Here is a 23,469-nt window from a genome sequence, read left to right as displayed (position 1 = left end):
GACGGTGTCTTGAAAGGAGGGGCGCCATCCACGCTCGGGGACGAGGAGATGAAACGGCCATGGCAGGGAGGGCGGTGGCGACGAAGAAGGCCCGGTGCGAAAGCCTCCCGAAGGATATGACCGCCGGAAAGACGTCCGCCTTCTATCCGGTGACGTGATCGGGACACGGCCGGATCAGCATGGCCTGAGATCACGTGCCGCGGAGAGACGCGCCATGAAAGGCGATGACCGGCCGGTTTACGCCTTGAGGTTTTGCTTGTCGTTCAGCGCCTTCTGCAGTTCCAGCGCCAGTTCCATCAGCCTGTCGGGAACCGGTTCCTTTTCGATTTCGGCAAGCAGACCGGCAACCTTGCGACTGACGCTGGCGCCAAGCTCGGACGGCCCGGACTTCAGGCCGGTCGCAGTCTTGTCGGTAGTCTCGTTCATTGCGACCCCTCGGCGAAACCTGTGTCTGAAGACTGCCTCCTCTGGCGACGCATCGCCGCCGGTTGAAAGAAGCATTCCTGTCAAACTATTGGAAAGCGCGGAAAGGTCCCGTTTGTCAATGGTATTGGAGCGAGGGAGGAAGCCCGGCCGATCGCTTGTCGCCCGGGCGTTGTATCCCGGTCGCCGTCACCCGCGACCATGACGGCCGGGAATGGAGGTGATCGAAGCCGAAACCGGGTCGCTTGCGGGGAATGTATCTTCCAGCCCTTCCTGCAATTGCTCCTCCAGTTTCTGCGCCTTGCCCTGCCGACCGCTGTCTCCGGCAAGGGTCGCGGTGCGTCCGTCCTGGTCCTTGCCTTCCATCATTTCCTCGGGCAGGTCGTCGTCATGGATGACGCGTGCAAGCAATGCCTTTGCCCTTGCCACTGCATTGGTACGATTCACCGCCTCACCCTGCGAGCGCAGGCTGACGGAGATGACATCGCCGCTCTGCTCGATGAATTCCACCGTAAAGCCGTCATTGCCGCTGCCTTCGGTGATCACCTGTGTGCCAACAATGCTCATGGGGTCTCCCTTTCCGGTTTGTTGTCTGGGTCCTCGTGCAAACGGAAGAGGCAAGGTCTTTGTTCCTGCAGTCAGGCGTGTTCCGGGCTGGTGCGGTCGACAACCGCGAATGGTGGAGGCGGGCGGAACTAAATGCGCATGCGCGACGTTTGCCACCTCGATCCCACCCCCTTATTGGAGAGGTTTGCAACGGTGTCCGAATCACAGTTGAGTCGCGATCCTGCACGCGCAGACATTGTCAGACTCATCCCCGCCCTGCGTGCCTTTGCCCGTACCTTCTGCCGCAATCCCTCGGATGCGGACGATCTGGTGCAGGAGACCCTGATGAAGGCGCTGGCCAACCTCGACAAGTTCGAGCCGGGAACCAAGCTGAAATCCTGGCTCTTCACCATCATGCGCAACACCTTCTATACCCGCGCCAAGGTGCTTGGCCGCGAGGCGCCGGGCCTGGAGGAGGCCGTGTCCGGCGATACGCCGATGGAGGCAACGCAGGAGGTGCAGGCGCGCGTCCGGGAGGTGCAGCGCGCACTCGCCAAGCTTCCGCCCCATTATCGGGAGGTCCTCACCTTGGTGGCCATTCTGGGCGAGAGCTACGAGTCGGCCGCCGAGATCTGCGAGTGTGCCATCGGCACGGTCAAGAGCCGGCTGAACCGCGCGCGCCACCAGATCCTGCAGGAACTGGGCGAGGACTGATCCCGTCCGTCGCCGCAACGGGCCGGATTCATGCAAAGACGAGCGGGCCGATCGTCTGCCGCATACGGCAGGGCGAAGCCTCGTTGTTGGATGGAACCTTCCGCGCCTCCGGAAGTTGACTGGCCGGGTAGGGCCCCAAAAAAGCCTTGTTCGCCCTTCGCACTTTCGGGATTTCTCATATGTCTGTTACGATCACTGCGATCCTGTTCGCCTTGATAGGGATTGCCTTGGCAGGCGGTGGCGCTCAGCTTCTGATGCTGGGCGGCAGCGCCTATTACCTCATCACCGGCATCGCCTTTCTGGTGACGGCCATCCTGCTTTTCCTGCGCCGTTCCACAGCGCTTCTTCTTTATTCCCTCATCATCATCGGCTCGCTGATCTGGGCCATCTGGGAGGTCGGCTTCGACTGGTGGCAGCTCGGGCCGCGCGGTGGCGTCGTCATCGTGCTCGGCCTCTGGCTGCTGACGCCGTGGATCCGTCGCCCGCTCGGCTTTACAAGCCCCAACACCGGCGCACGCTATGGCGCCGGCGCCGGTCCGCTTGCTGTTGCCGTCGTTCTGGCGATCGCCGTCGCGATCTTTTCGATGCTCACCAATTCCACCGACATGGAAGGCCGGCTGCCGGAAGACAAGATTGCTGCTGCGCCCGATCTCGGGGGCAATGTGCCGCCCGGCGAATGGCACCAGTACGGACGCACGCCCTATGGCCAGCGCTACTCGCCGCTCGACCAGGTCAATGTCCAGAACGTGGCAAACCTCAAGGAGGTCTGGCGCTACCAGACCGGCGATGTGAAGCTGCCGGACGATGTTGGCGAGACGACCTATCAGGTGACGCCGCTGAAGGTCGGCAATTCCCTCTATCTCTGCACACCGCACAACTGGGCGATCGCCATCGACGCGACAACCGGCAAGCAGCAGTGGAAATATGATCCGAATGTCGGGCTGAACCCCGACCGCCAGCACCAGACCTGCCGCGGCGTGACCTATTACGCCGATCCGGCCGCTCAGCCCGGCACCGCTTGCGCCACCCGCGTCTATCTGCCCACCTCCGATGCGCGCCTGATCGCGCTTGATGCCGCCAACGGGCAGGTCTGCACCGGCTTTGCCGACAAGGGCGTCCTGCATCTGGAACAGGGCATGCCCTACAATCCGGCCGGCTATTATTACTCCACCTCGCCGCCGGTGATCGCGGCAGGCAAGATCATCATCGGCGGTGCCGTCAACGACAACTATTCGACGCAGGAACAGTCCGGCGTCATCCGCGCCTTCGACGTGAAGTCCGGTCAGCTCGTCTGGAACTGGGATTCCGGCAATCCGACGCAGACGCAGCCCCTGCCGCAGGGCCAGACCTATACGGCCAATTCACCCAACAGCTGGTCGGTGTTCAGCGTCGATGAAAAGCTGGGCCTCGTCTATATTCCGCTCGGCAACCAGGTGCCCGACCAGCTCGGCATGAACCGCTCGGACAGCGTGGAAAAATACTCCTCCTCCATCGTCGCCCTCGACATCAATACCGGGCAGGACCGCTGGGTGCGCCAGACCGTGCATCACGATCTCTGGGACATGGACGTGCCCGCCCAGCCGGTGCTGGTCGACATCACCAAGCCGGATGGCACGCCGGTTCCGGCCCTGGTCGGTCCTACCAAGCAGGGGGACATCTATGTGCTCGACCGGCGCACCGGCGAGCCGCTGCAGCCGATCCGCGAGATCCCGGCGCCGGGCGGCGCGATCCCCGAGGATCACAGCGCGCCGACCCAGCCGGTCACCGCGCTCACCTTCCGGCCGCGCGCACTCGAAGGGCGCGACATGTGGGGTGTCACCATGTTCGACCAGATGGTCTGCCGCATCCGGCTGAAGCAGCTGAAATACGAGGGGCAGTACACGCCGCCCTCACTGCAGGGCACGCTGGTCTATCCCGGCAATTTCGGCACCTTCAACTGGGGTTCGGTCGCGGTCGATCCGGAACGCATGGTGATGTTCGGCATGCCGACCTATCTCGCCTTCACCTCGCAGCTTGTGCCGCGCGCCGATGTGCCGCCGAAGGGATCTGACGAAAAGGGATCGGAACAGGGGCTGAACCGCAATGACGGCGCACCCTATGCCGTCAAGATGGGGCCCTTCCTCGGCCCGCTGCAGATTCCCTGCCAGGCTCCGCCATGGGGTTATGTGGCCGGCGCCAATCTGCGCACCGGCGAGACCGCCTACAAGCTGAAGAACGGCACAGTCTACGACATGACGCCGCTGCCCTTGCCCTTCAAGCTCGGTGTCCCCGGCATCGGCGGCCCGATGATCACCAAGGGCGGCGTTGCCTTCCTCGGTGCGGCCGTCGACAACTACCTGCGGGCCTATGAACTGACCACCGGCAAGCAGCTGTGGGAGGCACGCCTTCCGGCTGGCGGACAGGCCACCCCGATGACCTATTCGGTGGAGGACGGGCGCCAGTTCGTGGTGATGGTGGCGGGCGGCCACGGCTCGGTCGGCACCAAGGCCGGCGACTATGTGATCGCCTACGCCCTGCCGCGATAAGGTGTCCTGCGGGGCGGGCGACCTTCGCCCGCCCGACGGGATCCGCGGGCGGTCCCGGGCATAAAGACGGAAACGCAGAAGGAAGCCCGGAACGTGACGGTCACGCTCCGGGCTTTTCCATGTTCGCGGTTGCGGTCGTCAGAATGTGCCGCTTGCCCGCAGATGGTTGGTCACCGAGGTGACGCCAGCCACCGAGAGTGCAACCTCTGCCGCACGATCGCTCTCGCCCGGCAGCAGAACGCTGCCCGTCAGGATCACGGTCGTTCCCTCAACCGTTACAGCAAGATTGGTCGGGTCGAGGCCGCCTGCGCTCGCCAGCGCCTCGGCCACCCGCGTTTCAAGTTGGGCATCCGGCGGATTTTCCGCCGTCACCACCGGTTGTTCCGCGTGAAAGGTCTGGGGTTTGAACACCATTGTCTGTCCTCCTGGCTGTAGGAAGACCCAACAGCCGGGAGGCGCAAATGTTCGCACAGGCTCGCTCAGCCGGGTGCTGCCAGGTTTGCCAGAAGTTCGCGCAGCTGCTGTTGCGTGAAGGGCTTCGGCAGCCGCGGCAGATGGGTTCCCTCGCCGGAGGGAAGCTCCGCATAGCCGGTTGCCAGTACGATCGGCAGGTGCGGACGCAGCTGCCGGATGCGACCGGCCAGTTCGGCGCCCGTCATGCGCGGCATGGAATGGTCGGTGATGACAACGTCGATCTCCCGCCCGCTTTCCACGACAGCCAGCGCATCGGCGCCATTATAGGCCTCGATCACCGTATGGCCGAGATCCTCCAGCATCATCCCCGTATTCATCAGCACCAGGGCGTCATCATCCACGGCCAGCACGGTCAGTGCGCGTCCGGCGTCCGGTGTATCCTGCATCATCGTCCTTGCGTCTTCCGTCCTCATGGTCGCTTCCGCGGCTCTCTCCAGCCCGGGCATCATCAGCGTGACCGTCGTGCCGGCGCCCGGCAGGCTGGTCAGCCTGAGTTCTCCGCCGGATTGCTCCGTCAGGCCTTGTACCATGGAAAGGCCGAGCCCGGTGCCCTTGCCGACGCCTTTCGTGGTAAAAAACGGCGTGGACGCCCGCGCCAGTGTCTCTGCATCCATGCCTTCGCCATCATCGATGACGCAGAGGGCCACATAAAGGCCGGGCGTAAGCTTTCCCGCGCATCTGGTGATCTCTTGCGCGCGGGCGGTCACGCGGATGAGGCCGCCACCCGGCATGGCATCGCGTGCGTTGACGATGAGGTTGAGAAGGGCCGTTTCCAGCTGGTTGACATCGGTCATGACGGCCGGCAGCCCTGCGTCGCAGTCGATGTCGATCATCACATTCGGCGGCAGCGAGCGGCGGGCAAGCTCCACCATGCCCTCCACAAGGTCGCGCACATCGACGGGGCGCACGTCCAGTTCCTGCCGGCGGGCAAAGGCGAGCAGGCGTTGAGTCAGCGCTGCGCCGCGCTCCGCGCCACGGATCGCATTGGTGACCAGCGGCGTGGTCTGCGGGTCCGGTGGCAGGCGCTTCTGCAGCATCTGCAGGCTACCGAGAATAGCGGTCAGGAGATTGTTGAAGTCGTGGGCGATGCCGCCGGTCAACTGGCCGATGGCCTCCATCTTCTGCGCCTGGAACAGCTCTTCGCGCGCCTGCGACAGCTGGATCTGGGCGGCGTGCTTGTCGCTGATGTCACGGGTGATCTTGGCAAAGCCGAGAAGCATGCCCTGATCGTCGTGAATGGCGTCGATAACGACATTGGCCCAGAAACGTTCACCATTCTTGCGTACCCGCCAGCCTTCCTTCTCGAAGCGCCCATCCCGCCGGGCGGCTTGAAGCCCGCGCTGTGGTTCTCCCGCTGCACGGTCCTCCGGCGTATAAAAGGTGGAGAAATGCTGCCCGATGATTTCGTGCGCGCTATAGCCCTTCACGCGCTCAGCCCCCGGGTTCCAGCTCGCCACATAGCCCAGCGGGTCCACCATGTAGATCGCATGGTCGGTCAAGGCATTGATAAGAAGCCGGTAGTGGTCGTCTGTCTCCAGTCGCAGCGTTTGGCCATCGGCCATGATCAGGTCCCCTCCGCATATCACCCACCCCGCGGCTCTTGCGAACTGCCGGCAGTGCGGAAGGTTCCATCACAGATCGAAAAAATCCGGATGATTGACAGAAAGGTATAAGACGTTATAACTGACGAAATTCAAAATTCGTCAGTCATCATTCGGTGTCTATCATGAGTGATCTTTCCAGTCAGGTCGTTGACGCGTTGCGCCAGGAGAATGTCGAGAAGATCCTCGATACGGCGGAGCGCCTCTTCAAGCATTACGGCTACTCGAAGACCAATGTGGCTGACATTGCGCGCGACCTGTCGATGTCGCCGGCCAATATCTATCGCTTCTTTTCCTCCAAGGCCGAGATCCATCAGGCGCTCGCAAGGCGCATGCTGAGCGTGCAGTACGAGGCGCTGAAGGCCAATGCCGCAGGCCCCGGCTCGGTCGAGGAGCGGCTGAAGAGTCACTTGATCCTGATGCATCGCATCACCGTCGAGACGATGCTGGAAGAGGAGCGGGTCCATGAAATGGTGCTGGTCGCGCTCGACCAGCAATGGCCGGTCATCGAGGAGCATCTGACGCGTATCCGGCATCTTCTGGCCGGGCTTATTCGCGAGGGGATCGATGCCGGCGAGTTTCGCACGCAGGACCCCATGGTTGCCGCCGAATGTTTCATCTGTTTCGGCGTCACCCTGTGCCATCCGCAACTGGTGGCCAAGAAAGGCAGGGGTGAGGATGAGGTCGAACCTCTGGTGCTCGCCGAATACATGATCCGTGCATTGAAGTGATGCCGTGGCGGGTCCGTACCAGACCCGCCCGATGGGATTGTTGCATGTGTTTCACGCCGTTCCGGAGGCGGGCATGATGCCCCTCTGTCGGTCCGGCTCAGGTCATCTCGACCCGCAGGGGGGTCATTTCGTCGGTAGGAGCCGAACATGTCGATCAGGGGACTGGCGAACTGGAAGAATATCGGGCTTGGCCTCGTCCTTGTCGGACTGGCAGGCTGCAATCAGCAGAAGGCGGAGACGGAAACGATCATCCGCCCGGTCAAGGTGGTCGAGGTGGCAAAGCCCGACGAAGGCCGCCAGATGCAGTATTCCGGCGCCGTGCGGGCCCGCACCGAGATCGCCATGGGCTTCCGCGTCGATGGCAAGGTCACCCAGCGGCTGGTCGATGTCGGACAGCGCGTCAAGCCGGGCGATGTGCTCGCCCGCCTCGATCCCGTCGATTACGAGCTTTCCGTCCGCCAGGCCGAGGCCCAGCTCGCCTCCGCCGAAAAGCAGGTGGAAATTTCCCGCCTGGCTCTGAACCGTGCCCAGGTGCTGCAGGAAAAGAGCATCACCTCGCAATCGACGCTGGAGCAGAGCCAGCTGTCGCACGAGCAGGCGGTCGCCTCCCGCGATGCGGCGAAATCCGCGCTGGAACAGGCGCAGAACCGCGTGGCCTACACGACGCTCACCGCCGATGTGGATGGTATCGTGACGGCCACCAGCGCCGAGGCCGGGCAGGTGCTGGCCGCCGGTTCGCCGGTGGTCACGCTCGCCCGCGACGGCGCCAAGGAAGTGGCGATTGCCGTGCCGGAAAACGACATTGCCGAATTCCGGCCGGGCAAGGTGGTAAAGGCCGGTTTCTGGTCGAACAGCGGGCTGTCGCTGGAGGGCAAGGTCCGCGAGGTTGCCGGCAGTGCCGACAGCCAGTCGCGCACCTTTGCCGTGCGGGTCAGCCTGCCGGACGACCCGAACGTCCGCCTCGGGATGACGGCGACGGTCAGCGTCAGGGCGGATGATGCCAAGCCCGCCTATGTGCTGCCGCTTGCCGCCCTGTCGCGCCAGTCCGACCGCGCCGTGGTCTGGCTGGTGGACCGCAAGACGCAGACGGTGCATCCACGTGCCGTCACCGTGGCCGGCTTTGCCGGAGATGGCGTCCGCGTCACCGATGGCATTGCCGCCGGCGATCTGGTGGTGGCCGCCGGCACGCAGTTCATGCGTGAGGACATGAAGGTGCGCCTTTCCGAAGGAGAGGTCGAGAACGCGCAGGAGCCGGCCGCCGCCGGCCAGCCGCAGCAATCCTGATCCCGCCGTCCACACCAGGAAACGCACACCATGAGCGCCTCTCGCACGACGGCTTCCGGCAAGAAGCCATTCAACCTGTCTCGCTGGGCGATTGCCCATCCGAGCATCGGCCGCTTCCTGTTCGGCCTGATCATCATCATCGGTGGTCTTGGCATCATGAACATGGGCCAGAAGGAAGATCCCGATTTCACCTTCCGCGTCATGGTGGTGCAGGCCGTCTGGCCGGGCGCCTCCATCGAGGAAATGCAGGATCAGGTGGTCAACAAGATCGAGCGCAAGCTGCAGGAAACCCCGCATCTCGACTGGGTGAAATCCTATACCCGCGCGGGCTTCTCCATCACCACCATCCAGATCAAGGGCAACACCAACGCGGCCCAGGTGAAGGATGCCTTCTATCAGGTGCGCAAGAAGATAGGCGACATCGAGCAGGATCTTCCGAGCGGCCTTCTCGGCCCCTATTTCAACGATGAGTTCGGCGATACCTATGTGACGCTGCATGCCATCACCGGCGACGGCTATTCCTATCCGGAACTGAAGCAGTTCGCCATCCAGGCGCGCGACATGCTGCTCGCCACCAGGGGCGTCGAGAAGGTGTCGATCCTCGGCGACCAGCCGGAGCGGATCTATATCGATATCTCGTCGAAAGCGCTCGCCGAGCGTCAGCTGACGCTGAACGACGTCAAGAGCGCGCTGGCCGGCCAGAACGACATGGATCCGGCCGGCACGGTGCAGACCGCGAGCCGCTCGGTGCGCATCACCGTGGAAGGCGGCGTGCGCACACCGGAAGACGTGCGGGAACTGCGCATCCGCAGCGGCGCGCAGGTGTTCCGTCTGGGTGATATCGCCACCGTTTCCCGTGGTCTCGTCGATCCTTACGATCGCAAGTTCCGCTTCAACGGCAAGGATGCGGTGGAAGTCGGCGTCGTCATGCAGAACGGCTACAAGGTGACCGATGTCGGAACCTGGGTGGACGAGACCTACAAGCGCTTCGAGGTCGCACTGCCGGTCGGTGTGTCTGTCGAGCAGATCGCCAACCAGCCGGAGGTCGTGCATGAGGCGATCGGCGAATTCACGCAGGCGCTCCTGGAAGCGCTGGTGATCGTTCTCGTCGTCTCGCTGCTGTCGATCGGCTGGCGCTCCGGCATCGTGATCGCCATCTCCATTCCGCTGGTGCTCGCCGCCACGCTTGCCATCATGTACGAACTGGGCATCGAGTTGCAGCGCATCTCGCTTGGTGCGCTCATCATCGCGCTCGGCCTTCTGGTCGATGATGCCATGATCGTGGTCGAGATGATGGAGCGCAAGCTGGAGGAGGGGCTGGAAAAGCTCGATGCGGCGACCTTCGCCTATTCCTCCACGGCCTTTCCCATGCTGACCGGCACGCTGATCACCACCGCGGGCTTCATCCCGGTCGGTTTCGCGGATTCCACTGCCGGCGAATATGTCCGCTCGCTGTTCTACGTGGTCGGCATCGCGCTCGTCACCTCGTGGTTCGTCGCGGTCTATTTCACGCCCTGGCTCGGCTACATGATCCTGAAGCAACGGGCGCATGCCGGCACGCATCACGATGTCTACGACACGCGCTTCTATCGCGGCCTGCGCGCCACGGTGGCCTGGTGCGTGCGCCACCGGCTGATCGTGCTGATGGCGACCTTCCTCACCTTCGGCACCAGCCTCTGGGCCTTCCAGTTCATTCCGCAGAGCTTCTTCCCGCAGTCCTCGCGCCCGGAAATCCTGGTCGACATGTGGCTGCCGGAAGGAACTGCGATCGGTGAGGTGGAGCGTCAGGCCAAGGCGCTCGAAGAGAAGATCATGGACGATCCCGACAAGAAGTTCGTCGCCACCTTCATCGGCGAAGGCGCGCCGCGCTTCTTCCTGCCGCTCGACCAGCAGCTGCGCAACCCGAACTTCGCCCAGTTGCTCGTGATGTCGAACGGGCTGGAACAGCGGGAGCGGCTGATCCTGAAGCTGCGCAAGATCCTGGCGGAGGATTTCCCGACGGTGCGCGGCAAGGTGGATCGTCTTTTCCTCGGGCCGCCGGTCGGCTGGGCCGTGCAGATGCGCGTCACCGGTCCGGACCGTGCCGAGGTGCAGAAGATCGCCGATCAGGTGACGCAGCGCTTCCACGACAACCCGCTGCTCGGCACCATCCATGACGACTGGCTGGAGCCTGTGACGACGATGAAGCTTGTCATCGATCAGGACCGCGCCCGGGCGCTCGGCGTCTCCTCGCAGCGCGTCCGCCAGATGCTGTATGCCTCCGTGACCGGAGCCGAGCTTGGCCAGTTCCGCGATGGCGAGGAAACCGTCTCCATCGTGGCCCGCGAACCGGCCGCCACCCGCAGCCTGCTGGATGCCGTGGAGAGCGTCTACATTCCGACCGACAGCGGTGCCTTCGTGCCCGTCTCGCAGATCGCCCATGTGGTGCCCGTGCAGGAGAACGGCATCGAATGGCGGCGCGATCGCCTGCCGACGATTACCGTCAAGGCGACCGTGCCGGACGGGATCGAGCCCAACGACCTCTCGATGAAGATGTATCAGGGCATGGCGGATTTGCGCGAAAAGCTGCCGGCCGGCTACAAGATCGAGATCCAGGGTGGGGCGGAAGATGCCGCCGAAAGCCAGATGTCGATTGCCGCCAAGGCGCCGGTGATGCTGTTCGTCATCCTGGTGCTGCTTATGATCCAGCTGCAGCATTTCGGCAAGGCCATGCTGGTGCTGGCGACCGGGCCGCTCGGCATCATCGGGGCGGCTGCCGCCCTGTTGATCACCGGCGCGCCGTTCGGCTTCGTGGCGATCCTCGGCGTCATCGCGCTGCTCGGCATCATTATCCGCAACTCGATCATCCTCGTCGACCAGATCGACCAGGATATTGCGAGCGGCATGCCGCGGCGCGAGGCGATCGTCGGCTCCGCCGTGCGGCGCTTCCGGCCGATCATGCTGACGGCGCTGGTTGCGGTGCTGGCGCTGATTCCGATCTCGCGCGGCCTGTTCTGGGGTCCGCTCGCCTATGCGATGATGGGCGGCATCCTGGTCGCGACGCTGCTCACCATCCTCGTGCTGCCGGCCGGCTATGCCCTGTTCTTCGGCCGCGAGCCTTCTTCGTCGGGACACGCCCGGGGCGACAATGATGACCGGCGGGAGGATCAGCTCTCGCTCGGCCTGAGCCCTGCTGCCGAGTGATGCGATCTTCCGGGCGGCGCACCCCTGCCGCCCGGAGATATCGGCGATGCCCGTTCCGACCCGCTGGAACGGGCATCGCCGTTTGGTTGCCGAATGAGTGGAAATTTCCTCTTCCGCGGTCAACGGCAGGTTGGCGGTTTCTCGTTTCAGCAGAGGCGAACGGCTAGAGTCCGGGTCACTGAACATGACCGGAGACCTGCATGAACCGCCTTCTGATCCTCGGCACCGCGCTCGCCGCCCTTCTTGCCGCGCCGGCGCTGGCTGAACAGCCGAACAAGCTGCTGAACGCCTCCTACGATGTGGCCCGCGAACTGTTTGCTGCCGAAAACGAAGCTTTCATCAAGCAGAATCCGGGCGTCACCATCGACCAGTCGCACGCCGGCACCTCCAAGCAGGCCCGTGCCATCGTGGAGGGCCTGGAAGCCGACGTCGTCACCTTCAACCAGGTGACAGACATCGATTTTCTGGTGAAGCAGGGCTTTGTCTCGAAGGACTGGCAGAAGAACTTCCCCAATGCGGCCTCGCCCTTCTATTCCTTCCCCTCCTTCCTGGTGCGCGCCGGCAATCCGAAGAAGATCAAGGACTGGAACGATCTCGCACGCGATGACGTGAAGGTTGTCTTCCCCAACCCGAAGACCTCGGGCAACGCCCGTTACACCTATCTGGCCGCCACCGCCTATGCGAAGGAAGCATTCGGCGGCGACGAGAAGAAGGTGGAAGCCTTCGTGAAGAAGATCTTCGACAACGTTCCGGTCTTCGATACCGGCGGACGCGCCGCCACCACCACCTTTGTGGAGCGCCAGATCGGCGACGTGCTGATCACCTTCGAGGCCGAAACGCGCGGCATCGCCAAGCAGTATGGCGCCGACAAGGTGGAAAGCGTCATCCCGTCCGTCTCGCTGCTCGCCGAATTCCCCGTCGCCGTGGTTGACAAGGTTGCCAAGAAGCACGGGACCGAGGAACTGGCGAAAAAGTACCTCTCCTTCCTCTACAGCGAGGAGGGCCAGCGTGTGGCGGCCCAGTTCGGACACCGCGTGCAGGATCCGAAGGTCAAGGCCGAATTCGCCGCCGATTTCCCCGCCGTCCGCCTCGTGAAGGTCGAGGATGTCTTCGGCGGCTGGGACAAGGTCCAGAAGGATCACTTCGCTTCCGGCGCGGTGCTCGACCAGCTGTACGGCAACCGTTGAGCATAATCATCACCTCCCAAGGGTCGAAACCCGGCAGGGAAACCTGCCGGGTTTCCTGCGAGAATACGGGAAGCGGAACGTGAAACGCCATGTCCTGCCCGGGCTGCGCCTGTCGCTCGGGCTCACTCTCTTTTATGTCGGCCTGATCGTGGTGCTGCCGCTAGCGGCGCTGGCGGTGAAGGCGGCCAGCCTCGGTCCGGCGGATTACTGGTCGATCGTCTCGTCGCCGCGCGCGGTGGCGAGCTACCGTGTCACCGTTCTGGCGGCGCTGGGGGCCACCGTCTTCAACCTGTTCTTCGGGCTGGCGCTCGCCTGGGTGCTGACCCGCTACCGTTTTCCCGGCCGGCGCATCGTCGATGCCATGGTGGATCTGCCCTTTGCGCTGCCGACGGCGGTCGCCGGCATCTCGCTGACCGCGCTGTTTTCCGTCCATGGCTGGTTCGGCGCCGCCCTTGCGCCGCTCGGCATTTCCGTTGCCTATACGCCGCTCGGCATCCTGGTCGCCATGACCTTCACCAGCCTGCCCTTCATCGTGCGCACGGTCCAGCCGGTGCTGGAGGATCTCGATCCGGCGCTGGAGGAGGCGGCCCAGTCGCTCGGCGGTTCCGATTTTACGATCTTCCGCAAGGTCATCCTGCCGCTGCTGAGCCCCGCGCTGCTTGCCGGCACCTCGCTGTCCTTTGCCCGCTCGCTCGGTGAATTCGGTGCGATCATCTTCATTGCCGGCAACCAGCCGATGAAGACGGAAATCACCGCGCTGCTGATCTTCATCCGGCTGGAGGAATATGACTATCAGGCGGCCGCGGCGATTGCTTCCGTGCTGCTGATCGCTGCCTTCCTGATGCTGGCGGTGACGAATGCGCTGCAGGCGCGGGCGCTGCGCTATACGGTGAAGGGATAGACCATGAGCCACACCCGTCATGGCCGCAAGCCGCCGCGCGTCGGCGATCATCCGCTGTTTCGCCGCAGCCTGATCGGCATCGTGCTGGTGCTAGGCGCGCTGCTGATCCTGGCGCCGCTGATCGTTATCGGTGTCGAGGCCTTCCGGCAGGGCTGGCAGGCCTATATCGCCACGCTTGCCCATCCCGACACCCGCCACGCCATCATGATGACGGTCGTCACCGCGCTGATCGCCGTGCCGGTCAACACCGCCTTCGGGATCGCCGCCGCCTGGTCGATCACCAAGTTCGATTTCCCCGGCAAGCGCCTGCTGCTGGTGGTGATCGAGATCCCCTTTTCCGTCTCGCCCATTGTGGCGGGTGTGGCCTATCTCTTCGTCTACGGCCTGCAGGGCCTGTTCGGCCCCTGGCTCGACCAGCATGACATCAAGATCCTGTTTGCCTTGCCCGGCATCGTGCTCGCCTCCATGTTCGTGACCGCCCCCTTCGTGGCGCGCGAGCTGATCCCGCTGATGCAGGCGCAGGGCCGCGATCTGGAAGAGGCTGCAACCTCGCTCGGGGCTTCCGGCTGGCGCACCTTCCTGGCCGTGACGCTGCCCAACATCAAGTGGGCGCTGCTCTACGGCGTCGTGCTCTGCAACGCCCGCGTGATGGGCGAGTTTGGCGCGGTCTCCATCGTCTCCGGCAATATTCGCGGCCAGACCAACACGCTGCCGCTGCATATCGAGCTGCTCTATCACGATTATCAGGCGGCCGGCGCCTTCGCCTCCGCCTCCATTCTGGCGGTCATTGCCGTCTTCACCATCATTGCCAAGGTCGCGCTCGAACGCCGCGGTGCCGGTCGCCGCAAGGTGCTGGCGAGCCCGCCGGCCTCCGAAGGAACCCGTCCATGAAGATCCGCCTCGACAACGTCATCAAGACCTTCGACACGTTTCGCGCCGTGCACGGCGTTTCGCTGGAGATCGAAAGCGGCGAACTGGTCGCGCTGCTTGGTCCCTCCGGTTCCGGCAAGACGACGATCCTGCGCATGGTGGCCGGCCTCGAATATGCCGATGGCGGCCACATCCATTTCGGCGATCAGGATGCAACCGACATCCCGGTGCGCAACAGGGGTGTCGGCTTCGTCTTCCAGCATTACGCGCTGTTCCCGCACATGACGGTGGCGGAAAACATCGGCTTCGGCATGAGCGTGTCGAAGGTTAAGCGTAGCAAGGCGGAGATCGCTGCCCGCGTTCGACAGCTTCTGGCGCTGGTCCGGCTGGACGGGCTCGGTGACCGCTTTCCCGGCCAGATCTCCGGCGGCCAGCGCCAGCGCGTGGCGCTTGCCCGTGCACTGGCCGTCGATCCGAAGGTGCTGCTGCTCGACGAACCCTTTGGCGCGCTCGATGCCAATGTGCGCCACGATCTGCGCCGATGGCTGCGCGAGATCCATCAGGAACTCGGCATCACCACCATCTTCGTCACCCACGATCAGGAAGAGGCGCTGGATCTCGCCGATCGCGTGGTGATCCTGAAGGAAGGCCGCATCGTGCAGCAGGGTACGCCGCAGGAAGTGTGCCGCGATCCCCGCGATCCCTTCGTGCTGAAATTCCTGGGCGATGCCAACCGGCTGACGGGCGAGGTCAGGGCGGGGCGGGCCATTGCCGGCGGCGCCGAGATCGCGGCGCCCGGTGTGGCCGATGGTCCGGCTGAAATCTTTGCCCGGCCGCGCGATCTCGACTGGTCGGAAAGCGGGCCGGGTGTGGCCGCAACCGTGACCCGCGTTCTCGATCGTCCCGGCGAGCGCCGCGTCATCGCGCTGGCTGGCACCGGCGAACCGCTGGAGTTCGACGTGGAGCCGGAGCGGGCGATTGTCGCCGGCGAGGCTGGCTTCGTCACGCTGCGGCGGGCCAAGGTGTTTTCGCTGGCGTGATATCTGGCAAAAGTCCCCCTCTGGCTGCCGCCATCTCTCCCACAAGGGGGGAGACACCATGTGGCAAAGCCCTGCCCTTCCGCCAACGCGCTCCTGGCCGTGACAGCAGATGGGGGACAGAATTGACTGTAGCTCAATGATTGGTGCAGGCCCCAGCCACCTGCGCTCTCCCCCCTTGTGGGGGAGATGGCGGCAGCCAGAAGGGGCTTTCTTCTCAATACGCGACCAACAAAAAAGGCGCCGGTTGCCCGACGCCCTTTCTTTCGGTCCGAAGCGGAAGGATCAGCTCATCTGGCTGACGAAACGGGTTTCGAGGTAGGCGTCGACGGCTTCCGAGCCGCCTTCGGTGCCGTAGCCCGAATCCTTCACGCCGCCGAACGGCACTTCCGGAATGGCGAAGCCATTGTGGTTGATGGTCAGCATGCCGGCTTCCATACGCTGGCCGAGCGCATGCGCGGTCTTCACTGACGAGGTGAAGGCATAGGATGCGAGGCCGAAGGGCAGGCGGTTCGATTCGTCCATCGCCTCGTCCAGCGTCGAGAACCGGTTGACGATCGCGATCGGGCCAAACGGCTCTTCGTTCATCATCTTGGCCGAGGTCGGAACGTCGGTCAGCACGGTCGGCTCGAAGAAATGGCCCTTGTTGCCGATGCGCTTGCCGCCGGTCCGGAGAACAGCACCCTTCGAGACGGCGTCGTTGATCATGTCTTCCATGGCCGGGATGCGGCGCTCGTTGGCGAGCGGGCCCATGGTCACGTCAGCCTCGAGGCCGTTGCCGACCTTGATGTTCTCGGCATACTTCACGATGCCTTCGATGAACTGGTCGGCAACGCCGTCCTGGATCAGGAAGCGGGTCGGAGCGACGCAGACCTGGCCGGCATTGCGGAACTTCGCTGCCGCCGACACTTCGATCGCCTTGTCCAGATCGGCATCGTTGAAGACGACGACCGGGGCATGGCCGCCGAGTTCCATCGTGGCGCGCTTCATGTGCTTGCCGGCAAGCGCTGCCAGATGCTTGCCGACCGGGGTCGAGCCGGTGAACGAGATCTTGCGAATGACCGGATGCGGGATCAGGTACTCGGAAATTTCGGCCGGAACACCATAGACCAGGTTGACGACGCCGGCCGGGATGCCGGCATCGGCGAAGACGCGGATGAGTTCGGCCGGCGAAGCCGGGGTTTCTTCAGGCGCCTTGATGATGATGGAGCAGCCGACGGAGACGGCAGCCGAAAGCTTGCGCACGATCTGGTTGATTGGGAAGTTCCACGGCGTAAACGCGGCAACCGGGCCGACCGGCAGCTTGATCGCCATGTTGGAGACACCGCCGAAGCGGGCCGGAATGATCTGTCCATAGGTGCGGCGAGCTTCTTCGGCGAACCAGTCGATGGTGTCGGCCGCATTGTTGATTTCGCCCTTCGACTGGGCGATCGGCTTGCCCTGTTCACGGGTCATCAGCCAGGCGATGTAGTCGATGCGCTCGCGCAGCAGGTCCGCCGCCTTGCGCATGATCTTCGAGCGTTCGAAGGCAGAGGTATCACGCCAGATCTTGAAGCCCTTGTCGGCGGCTTCCAGCGCGAGGTCGAGGTCAGCCTTTTCCGCATGGGCGATCTTGCCGATGATCTCCTGCGTCGCGGGATCTTCCACGGGAATGGTCTTGCCGCCGATGGCGTCGCGCCATTCGCCTGCGATGAAAAGTTGGACGTCGGGATAGCTGTGCATGATGACCTCGTTAGGCTCTAAAAGTCGCGGACCGGGAGGATGGCCTGGGAGAGGCAGCGCCGCGACGGATGGTTCGGTCCCTGACGTAGGACAATTGGAACCGACAATCAACGGCAGCCGGAAAAAGTATGATTAAATAAATATGACGGCAGGGTGAGCTGCCGTCACAGATGGCGCGAGTCTCGCTGTGCCCTCAGAAGAAAGCCTGGATGCCGGTCTGGGCGCGGCCGAGGATCAGCGCATGCACATCATGCGTGCCCTCGTAGGTGTTGACCGTTTCCAGGTTCTGGGCGTGGCGCATCACGTGATATTCGATCTGGATGCCGTTGCCGCCATGCATGTCGCGGGCCTGACGTGCGATGTCGAGCGCCTTGCCGCAATTGTTGCGCTTGACGATGGAGATCATTTCCGGCGCCATCCTGTGCTCGTCCATCAGCCGGCCGACGCGAAGCGAGCCCTGAAGCCCGAGCGCGATCTCGGTCTGCATGTCGGCAAGCTTCTTCTGGTAGAGCTGCGTGCCGGCGAGCGGCTTGCCGAACTGCTTGCGGTCGAGGCCATACTGTCGGGCGCGCAGCCAGCAATCTTCCGCCGCCCCCATCACGCCCCAGGAAATGCCGTAGCGGGCGCGGTTGAGGCAGCCGAACGGCCCTTTGAGGCCCGAGACGTTCGGCAGCAGCGCGTCTTCTGATACCTCCACGCCATCCATGACGATTTCGCCGGTGATCGAGGCGCGCAGCGACAGCTTGCCGCCGATCTTCGGGGCGGAAAGGCCCTTCATGCCCTTTTCCAGCACGAAGCCGCGGATCTCGTTGTTGTGCGCTTCCGATTTCGCCCAGACGACGAAGACATCGGCGATCGGTGCATTGGAAATCCACATCTTCGAGCCGCGCAGGCGATAGCCGCCCTCGATCTTTTCGGCGCGCGTCTTCATGCCGCCCGGATCGGAGCCGGCATCCGGCTCGGTCAGGCCGAAGCAGCCGATGAGTTCGCCCGAAACGAGGCCCGGCAGGTATTTCTGCTTCTGCGCATCGGAGCCATAGGCGAAGATGGGGTAGATGACGAGCGAGGACTGCACGCTCATCATCGAGCGATAACCGCTGTCGATACGCTCCACCTCGCGTGCCACCAGACCGTAGGCGACGTAGGAAGCGTTGGCCGCGCCATACTCTTCCGGCAGGGTCACGCCGAGAAGGCCGGCCTGGCCCATCAGCGGAAACAGTTCCGGCGCGCTGGTTTCCGAAAGATAGGCCTCGTTGATGCGCGGCAGAAGCTCGGCCTTGGCGAAGGCGGCCGCCGCCTCGCGGATCATCCGCTCGTCCTCGGTCAGCTGGTCGTCGAGCAGGAAAGGGTCTTCCCAGGAAAAGGCGGCACGGTCGCTCACGTCGAAATCCTCCATCGGAACTGTAGAGCGGACTATCGGGCAGGCAGGTCCCCGCGTAAAGCGCCGTTTACTCACGGCGATATGAGCTATAGGAATGCGCCATGAGCAATCTGAGCCGCCGACTTCTTCCCTCCACCAGTGCGCTGGCCGCCTTCGAATCCGTGGCGCGGTTGGGTAGTTTTTCGGCTGCGGCCGACGAGCTGTCACTGACGCAAGGAGCGATCAGCCGCCAGATTTCAGGGCTGGAAGAACAGCTTGGCCTGTTGCTCTTCGATCGCAGCAGCCGGGGTGTTTCGCTGACGGAACCGGGCCGTGCCTATGCAAAGGCGATCGGCGCCGCGCTGTCGCAGATCCGCGACGCCTCGCTGAAGGCCATGACTAAACGGCATGGCGATACGCTCAATCTCGCCATGCTGCCTACCTTCGGCACCCGCTGGCTTCTGCCGCGCATCCCGCGCTTCGTGGCCGCCCATCCCGACATCACACTGAACTTCGCCACCCGCATCGGCATCTTCGATTTCGAGCAGGACGGGCTGGATGTGGCAATCCATATCGGCCAGCCGAACTGGCCGGGCGCCGACTGCACCTTCCTGATGGACGAGATGGTGGCCCCCGTGGCGAGCCCCGCCTTCCTGCGGCAGAACCCGGTTGCGGCGCCGCAGGATCTCCTGTCGCTGCCCCTGCTGCACATGGCTTCGCGTCCCGGGGCCTGGGACCATTTCTTCGAGACACAGGGCGTGGCCGGCACGCCGTCCCCCGGCATGCGCTTCGAACAGTTCGCAAGTGTCGGGCAGGCCTGCAGTGCCGGCCTCGGCGTGGCGCTGATGCCGCTCTTCCTCATCGAGGCGGAGTTGCAGGCGGGCGATCTGGTGCAGGCACTGCCGATGCAGGTGAGAAGCCCCAGCTCCTATTATGTCGTGGCGCCTATCACCCGCATGGCGTTTCGCCCCGTTGCCCTGTTCCGCAACTGGCTGATCGAGGAAGTCGGCCGCTGGCGGGACGAGCCCTTCTATGCCTGATGCCGGAGTTTTCGCGTGACCTTTTCCCCGCATGAGCTGCCCTCCCATGAGCTGAGACCCCATGAGTTCTGGCAGGCGCTTCACCCGCCCGGCAGCTTTTCGACGAACGGCCCGTTTTCCGGCTTTTATCCGGCAGAGCTTGGCGATGGACGGCAGCTGTGCCTTCCCATCCGGCCGCTCTCGGACGGGCAGCATGCCCTGGCGTCGCTGATCATCAACCAGGCGAGTTTCTCCGTCGTGGAAGCGCTCGCCGCGGATCTCGCGGCCCGGCTCTGCGCCCTTGAACCGGATGTGGTGGTCGGTCTGCCGACGCTCGGCCTGACATTGGCCGCTACCGTTGCCCGCCATCTCGGCCATGCGCGCTATGTGCCCTGCGGCACCTCGCGCAAGTTCTGGTACGACGAGGCGCTTTCGGTGCCGATGTCCTCGATCACCACGCCGGAACAGGTGAAACGCCTCTATGTCGATCCGCGCATGCTGCCGCTGCTCGACGGACGACGTGTCGTGCTGATCGATGACGTGATCTCGAGCGGCGCCTCCATCGTGGCGGGGCTGAGGCTCCTGCAGGCCGTCGGGGTGGAGCCGGTGGCGATCGGTGCGGCCATGCTGCAATCGGATCGCTGGCGCGCCGCGCTGGAAACGTTTGGCGCGCCGTGGCCGGGCCGCACCCATGGCGTTTTCGCAACCCCTCTGCTCAGTCGTGCAGGGGAGGAAGGCTGGCGGATCTAGCGCCGTTGCGTAGTCTGCACGGATCTTGTGCGCTGCGGCACTTTCCGTCTTGCCCGCGCTTTCCGGATCGGCCTAGGATCGCGATCATGTGTATTCGCAAGTTCGGAAATTGCTGATGGAACCCATCTTCGACGGCCACAACGACGTTCTCCTGCGGCTGTGGCGCAACATGCGCAACGGTGCCGATCCCGTCACCGAATTCGTCAAGGGGACGCATGAGGGCCATATCGACGGGCCGCGTGCACGGGCCGGCGGCCTCGTCGGCGGGCTCTGCGCCATCTACATTCCCTCCGGCGACCTGATCCTGAAGGAGCCGGATGCCAGCGGCCATTACTACACGCCGCTCGCCGCCCCCCTGGAGCGTTCGCCCTCGCTCGACATCGCGATGGAAAAACTCGCGCTGGCGCTCAGGCTCGACGCGGCCGGTGCCTGGCGCATCTGCCGCTCCACCGATGCCATTCGCGAGGCAGTTGCGGATGGCGATTTCGCCGCCGTGCTGCACATGGAGGGCTGCGAGGCAATCGATCCCGATTTTTCGGCGCTCGAAGTGTTTTATGCGGCCGGCCTGCGCTCGCTCGGACCGGTCTGGAGCCGCCACAACAGTTTTGGCCACGGCGCGCCCTTCGCCTATCCCGTTTCGCCCGATACGGGGCCTGGTCTTACCGATCTCGGCTTCGAGCTGGTGAAGCTCTGCGACCAGATGGGAATTGCCATCGATCTCGCCCACATCACCGAAAAGGGCTTCTGGGACGTGGCGAAGACCTCCGACAAGCCGCTGATCGCCAGTCATTCCAACGCGCATGCGCTGACCGCCGTTGCCCGCAATCTCACCGACCGGCAGATGGATGCGATCCGCGAGCGGCAGGGTCTTGTCGGCCTGAACTATGCCGTGACCATGCTGCGGCCGGATGCGCGCGACGATGCCAATACCAGCCTCGACCTGATGGTGAAGCACATCGACTATATGGTGGAGCGTATGGGCATCGACTGCGTGGCGCTCGGCTCCGACTTCGATGGCGCCACCGTGCCGCAGGATATCGCCGATGCCGCCGGCAACCAGAAACTGGTTGCGGCCCTCAAAAACGCGGGATACGCTCCCGACGATCTCGCCAAGCTGTGCCGGGAAAACTGGCTGAGAGTGCTTTCTCAGACTTGGCACGAAGCAAGCTGACGAATCCTTCCGACCGAACTGCTCTCAGACAGATAATAATCAGGGGACCATCATGATCAACGCGTTCAATCGCAGCCTTCGTATCCTGGCCACCAGCGCCGCCCTTTCGCTGGTGATGATTTCGGCTCCGCAGGCCTTTGCCGCGACGCCGGCCGACACGCTGGTGGAAGGTTTTGCCATCGACGACATCATTTCGCTGGACCCGGGCGAAGCCTTCGAGCTGTCGACGGCGGAAGTGACCGGCAACACCTACAGCAAGCTGGTCTCCATCGATATCAACGACACCTCCAAGGTGGTCGGCGACCTCGCCGAGAGCTGGACGACCTCCGCCGACGGCCTGACCTACACCTTCAAGCTGAAGCCGGGCGTGAAGTTTGCCTCCGGCAGCCCGGTAACCGCCGAGGATGTTGCATTCTCCTTCGAGCGTGCGGTCAAGCTCGACAAGTCGCCGGCCTTCCTGCTGACGCAGTTCGGCCTGAAGGGTGACAATGTGGCCGACAAGGCGAAGGCGGTCGATGCCCAAACCTTCTCGCTGACGGTCGACAAGCCCTATGCGCCGAGCTTCGTGCTCAACGTGCTGACCGCCACCGTTGCCTCCGTGGTCGAGAAGAAGGCGGTCATGGCCAAGGCCAAGGCGGTGACGCCGACGGCGGACTACAAGTACGACACCGATTTCGGCAACGAGTTCCTGAAGACCGGCTATGCCGGCTCCGGCCCCTACAAGATCCTCGGCTGGAAGGCCAACGAGGCGGTGATCCTCGAAGCCAACCCCAACTATTACGGCGAAAAGCCGAAGCTGAAGCGCGTGGTCTACCGCCATATGAAGGAAAGCTCCGGCCAGCGTCTGGCGCTTGAAAACGGCGATATCGACATCGCCCGCAACCTCGAGCCCGGCGATATGGACGCCGTCTCCAAGAAGGATGGCTTTGCCATCACCTCGGCGCCGAAGGGCACCGTCTATTACTTCAGCCTCAACCAGAAGAACCCGAACCTCGCCAAGCCGGAAGTGGTGGAAGCCTTCAAATATCTCGTGGATTACGATGCGATCGGCGCAACGCTGATCAAGGGTATCGGCGACATTCACCAGACCTTCCTGCCCAAGGGCCAGCTCGGTGCGCTCGATTCCAACCCCTACAAGCTGGATGTTGCCAAGGCCAAGGAACTGCTGGCCAAGGCCGGCCTGAAGGACGGCTTCACCGTGACCATGGACGTGCGCAACACGCAGCCTGTGACGGGCATTGCCGAAAGCGTGCAGCAGACGCTGGCGCAGGCCGGCATCAAGCTGCAGATCATTCCGGGTGACGGCAAGCAGACGCTGACCAAGTACCGCGCCCGCACGCATGACATCTATATCGGCCAGTGGGGTTCGGACTATTTCGACCCGAACTCGAATGCCGAGACTTTCACCATCAACTACGACAATTCCGATGCCGGCAAGAACAAGACGCTGGCCTGGCGCAATGCCTGGGATGTGCCGGAACTGACGAAGGAAACGCAGGCGGCGCTCCTCGAAAAGGATAGCGCCAAGCGCGCCGAGATCTATCAGGACCTGCAGAAGAAGGTTCTGTCGAGCGGTCCCTTCGTGATCATCTTCCAGCAGACGGAAGTGGCCGGCTATTCGAAGAAGCTGAAGGGTCTGAAGCTCGGTCCGAGCTTCGACACCAACTTCGTCTCCACGATCTCCAAGGACTGATCGGGTCAGGTATCCCGGTGAGCACCCTTGAGACACAGATGAGGGCAGGGCGCGGCAAACGTCGCGCCCATGCGCGCCTGCGCGCGACCCTCGGTTTCGTCGTGACCGTCCTCACCACCTTTCTGGGGCTGATGGCGGTTACCTTCTTCATCGGCCGCGTGATCCCGATCGATCCGGCGCTTGCCATCGTCGGCGACCGCGCGCCTGCGCATGTCGTGGAGCGTGTGCGCGAGGAGCTTGGCCTCAACCTGCCAGAGCGGCAGGTTGAGGCCAAGCTC

The 23,469-nt window shown here is 63.7% G+C and carries 19 protein-coding genes and 1 pseudogene; 14 read left to right on the top strand and 6 right to left on the bottom strand.

The features are described 5' to 3' along the window. Positions 1-237 precede the first annotated feature (237 nt). Together FNA46_RS11425 and FNA46_RS11420 are read right to left on the bottom strand one after the other, a co-directional pair. Complete coding sequence (locus FNA46_RS11425; protein WP_143125329.1) at positions 238-426, bottom strand: hypothetical protein; 189 nt, start codon at positions 424-426, stop codon at positions 238-240. Positions 427-612: 186 nt separating this feature from the next. After that, positions 613-990, bottom strand: a complete 378-nt coding sequence (locus tag FNA46_RS11420; protein ID WP_143125328.1) for a hypothetical protein — start codon at positions 988-990, stop codon at positions 613-615. A gap of 207 nt (positions 991-1,197) precedes the next feature. On the opposite strand from FNA46_RS11420, the gene FNA46_RS11415 reads away from it, so the two are divergent. Both FNA46_RS11415 and FNA46_RS11410 read left to right on the top strand, forming a co-directional pair. Further along, entirely contained in the window at positions 1,198-1,683 is a 486-nt protein-coding gene (locus tag FNA46_RS11415; RefSeq protein WP_244617895.1) for a sigma-70 family RNA polymerase sigma factor, read from the top strand. A gap of 179 nt (positions 1,684-1,862) precedes the next feature. Then, complete coding sequence (locus FNA46_RS11410; protein WP_143125326.1) at positions 1,863-4,208, top strand: glucose/quinate/shikimate family membrane-bound PQQ-dependent dehydrogenase; 2,346 nt, start codon at positions 1,863-1,865, stop codon at positions 4,206-4,208. Between the two features lie 138 nt (positions 4,209-4,346). Here FNA46_RS11410 and FNA46_RS11405 read toward each other — a convergent pair whose 3' ends face one another. Beyond that, a complete protein-coding gene (locus tag FNA46_RS11405; protein ID WP_143125325.1) occupies positions 4,347-4,622 on the bottom strand; it encodes a BON domain-containing protein in 276 nt (91 codons plus the stop codon). A gap of 65 nt (positions 4,623-4,687) precedes the next feature. Beyond that, positions 4,688-6,244 (bottom strand): PAS domain-containing sensor histidine kinase, encoded by a 1,557-nt coding sequence (locus FNA46_RS11400; RefSeq protein WP_143125324.1) that lies wholly within the window; start codon positions 6,242-6,244, stop codon positions 4,688-4,690. 164 nt (positions 6,245-6,408) lie between these two features. Between FNA46_RS11400 and FNA46_RS11395 the strand changes: the two genes are divergently transcribed. From FNA46_RS11395 to FNA46_RS11365, 7 genes are all read left to right on the top strand, one after another. Then, positions 6,409-7,014, top strand: coding sequence for a TetR/AcrR family transcriptional regulator (locus FNA46_RS11395; RefSeq protein WP_143125323.1), 606 nt, complete (start codon positions 6,409-6,411; stop codon positions 7,012-7,014). 147 nt (positions 7,015-7,161) lie between these two features. Beyond that, positions 7,162-8,298, top strand: a complete 1,137-nt coding sequence (locus FNA46_RS11390; protein ID WP_143125322.1) for an efflux RND transporter periplasmic adaptor subunit — start codon at positions 7,162-7,164, stop codon at positions 8,296-8,298. Positions 8,299-8,328: 30 nt separating this feature from the next. Next, entirely contained in the window at positions 8,329-11,481 is a 3,153-nt protein-coding gene (locus FNA46_RS11385) for an efflux RND transporter permease subunit (RefSeq protein WP_143125321.1), read from the top strand. Between the two features lie 200 nt (positions 11,482-11,681). Then, entirely contained in the window at positions 11,682-12,668 is a 987-nt protein-coding gene (cysP, locus tag FNA46_RS11380; protein WP_143125320.1) for a thiosulfate ABC transporter substrate-binding protein CysP, read from the top strand. Between the two features lie 79 nt (positions 12,669-12,747). Next, a complete protein-coding gene (gene cysT, locus FNA46_RS11375; protein ID WP_244617896.1) occupies positions 12,748-13,569 on the top strand; it encodes a sulfate ABC transporter permease subunit CysT in 822 nt (273 codons plus the stop codon). 3 nt (positions 13,570-13,572) lie between these two features. After that, on the top strand, positions 13,573-14,460 hold the full coding sequence (gene cysW, locus FNA46_RS11370; RefSeq protein ID WP_143125318.1) for a sulfate ABC transporter permease subunit CysW: 888 nt from the start codon (positions 13,573-13,575) through the stop codon (positions 14,458-14,460). Then, positions 14,457-15,479, top strand: a complete 1,023-nt coding sequence (locus FNA46_RS11365; RefSeq protein WP_143125317.1) for a sulfate/molybdate ABC transporter ATP-binding protein — start codon at positions 14,457-14,459, stop codon at positions 15,477-15,479. The genes cysW and FNA46_RS11365 overlap by 4 nt, the downstream gene beginning before the upstream one ends. A gap of 282 nt (positions 15,480-15,761) precedes the next feature. Here FNA46_RS11365 and FNA46_RS11360 read toward each other — a convergent pair whose 3' ends face one another. Together FNA46_RS11360 and FNA46_RS11355 are read right to left on the bottom strand one after the other, a co-directional pair. Then, positions 15,762-17,198 carry an NAD-dependent succinate-semialdehyde dehydrogenase gene (locus tag FNA46_RS11360; RefSeq protein WP_143125316.1) on the bottom strand — a complete coding sequence of 479 codons (1,437 nt, stop codon included), beginning with the start codon at positions 17,196-17,198 and terminating at the stop codon, positions 15,762-15,764. A 193-nt stretch (positions 17,199-17,391) separates the two neighbouring features. Beyond that, a complete protein-coding gene (locus tag FNA46_RS11355; protein WP_185969812.1) occupies positions 17,392-18,594 on the bottom strand; it encodes an acyl-CoA dehydrogenase in 1,203 nt (400 codons plus the stop codon). Positions 18,595-18,680: 86 nt separating this feature from the next. On the opposite strand from FNA46_RS11355, the gene FNA46_RS11350 reads away from it, so the two are divergent. The 5 genes and pseudogenes from FNA46_RS11350 to FNA46_RS11330 form a co-directional block, all read left to right on the top strand. Continuing rightward, positions 18,681-19,598: a LysR family transcriptional regulator gene (locus FNA46_RS11350; RefSeq protein ID WP_143125314.1), complete on the top strand. Its 918-nt coding sequence runs from the start codon at positions 18,681-18,683 to the stop codon at positions 19,596-19,598. Between the two features lie 15 nt (positions 19,599-19,613). Continuing rightward, on the top strand, positions 19,614-20,327 hold the full coding sequence (locus FNA46_RS11345) for a phosphoribosyltransferase (RefSeq protein ID WP_143125313.1): 714 nt from the start codon (positions 19,614-19,616) through the stop codon (positions 20,325-20,327). Positions 20,328-20,442: 115 nt separating this feature from the next. Continuing rightward, positions 20,443-21,498, top strand: a complete 1,056-nt coding sequence (locus tag FNA46_RS11340; RefSeq protein WP_143125312.1) for a dipeptidase — start codon at positions 20,443-20,445, stop codon at positions 21,496-21,498. 52 nt (positions 21,499-21,550) lie between these two features. Beyond that, a complete protein-coding gene (locus tag FNA46_RS11335; RefSeq protein WP_143125311.1) occupies positions 21,551-23,191 on the top strand; it encodes an ABC transporter substrate-binding protein in 1,641 nt (546 codons plus the stop codon). A gap of 17 nt (positions 23,192-23,208) precedes the next feature. Continuing rightward, a pseudogene (locus FNA46_RS11330) lies at positions 23,209-23,469 on the top strand (ABC transporter permease); the annotation flags it as partial.

Source organism: Affinirhizobium straminoryzae, assembly GCF_007004135.1.
GTDB lineage: Bacteria > Pseudomonadota > Alphaproteobacteria > Rhizobiales > Rhizobiaceae > Neorhizobium > Neorhizobium straminoryzae.
This window is presented reverse-complemented; position numbering and strand designations above follow the sequence as displayed.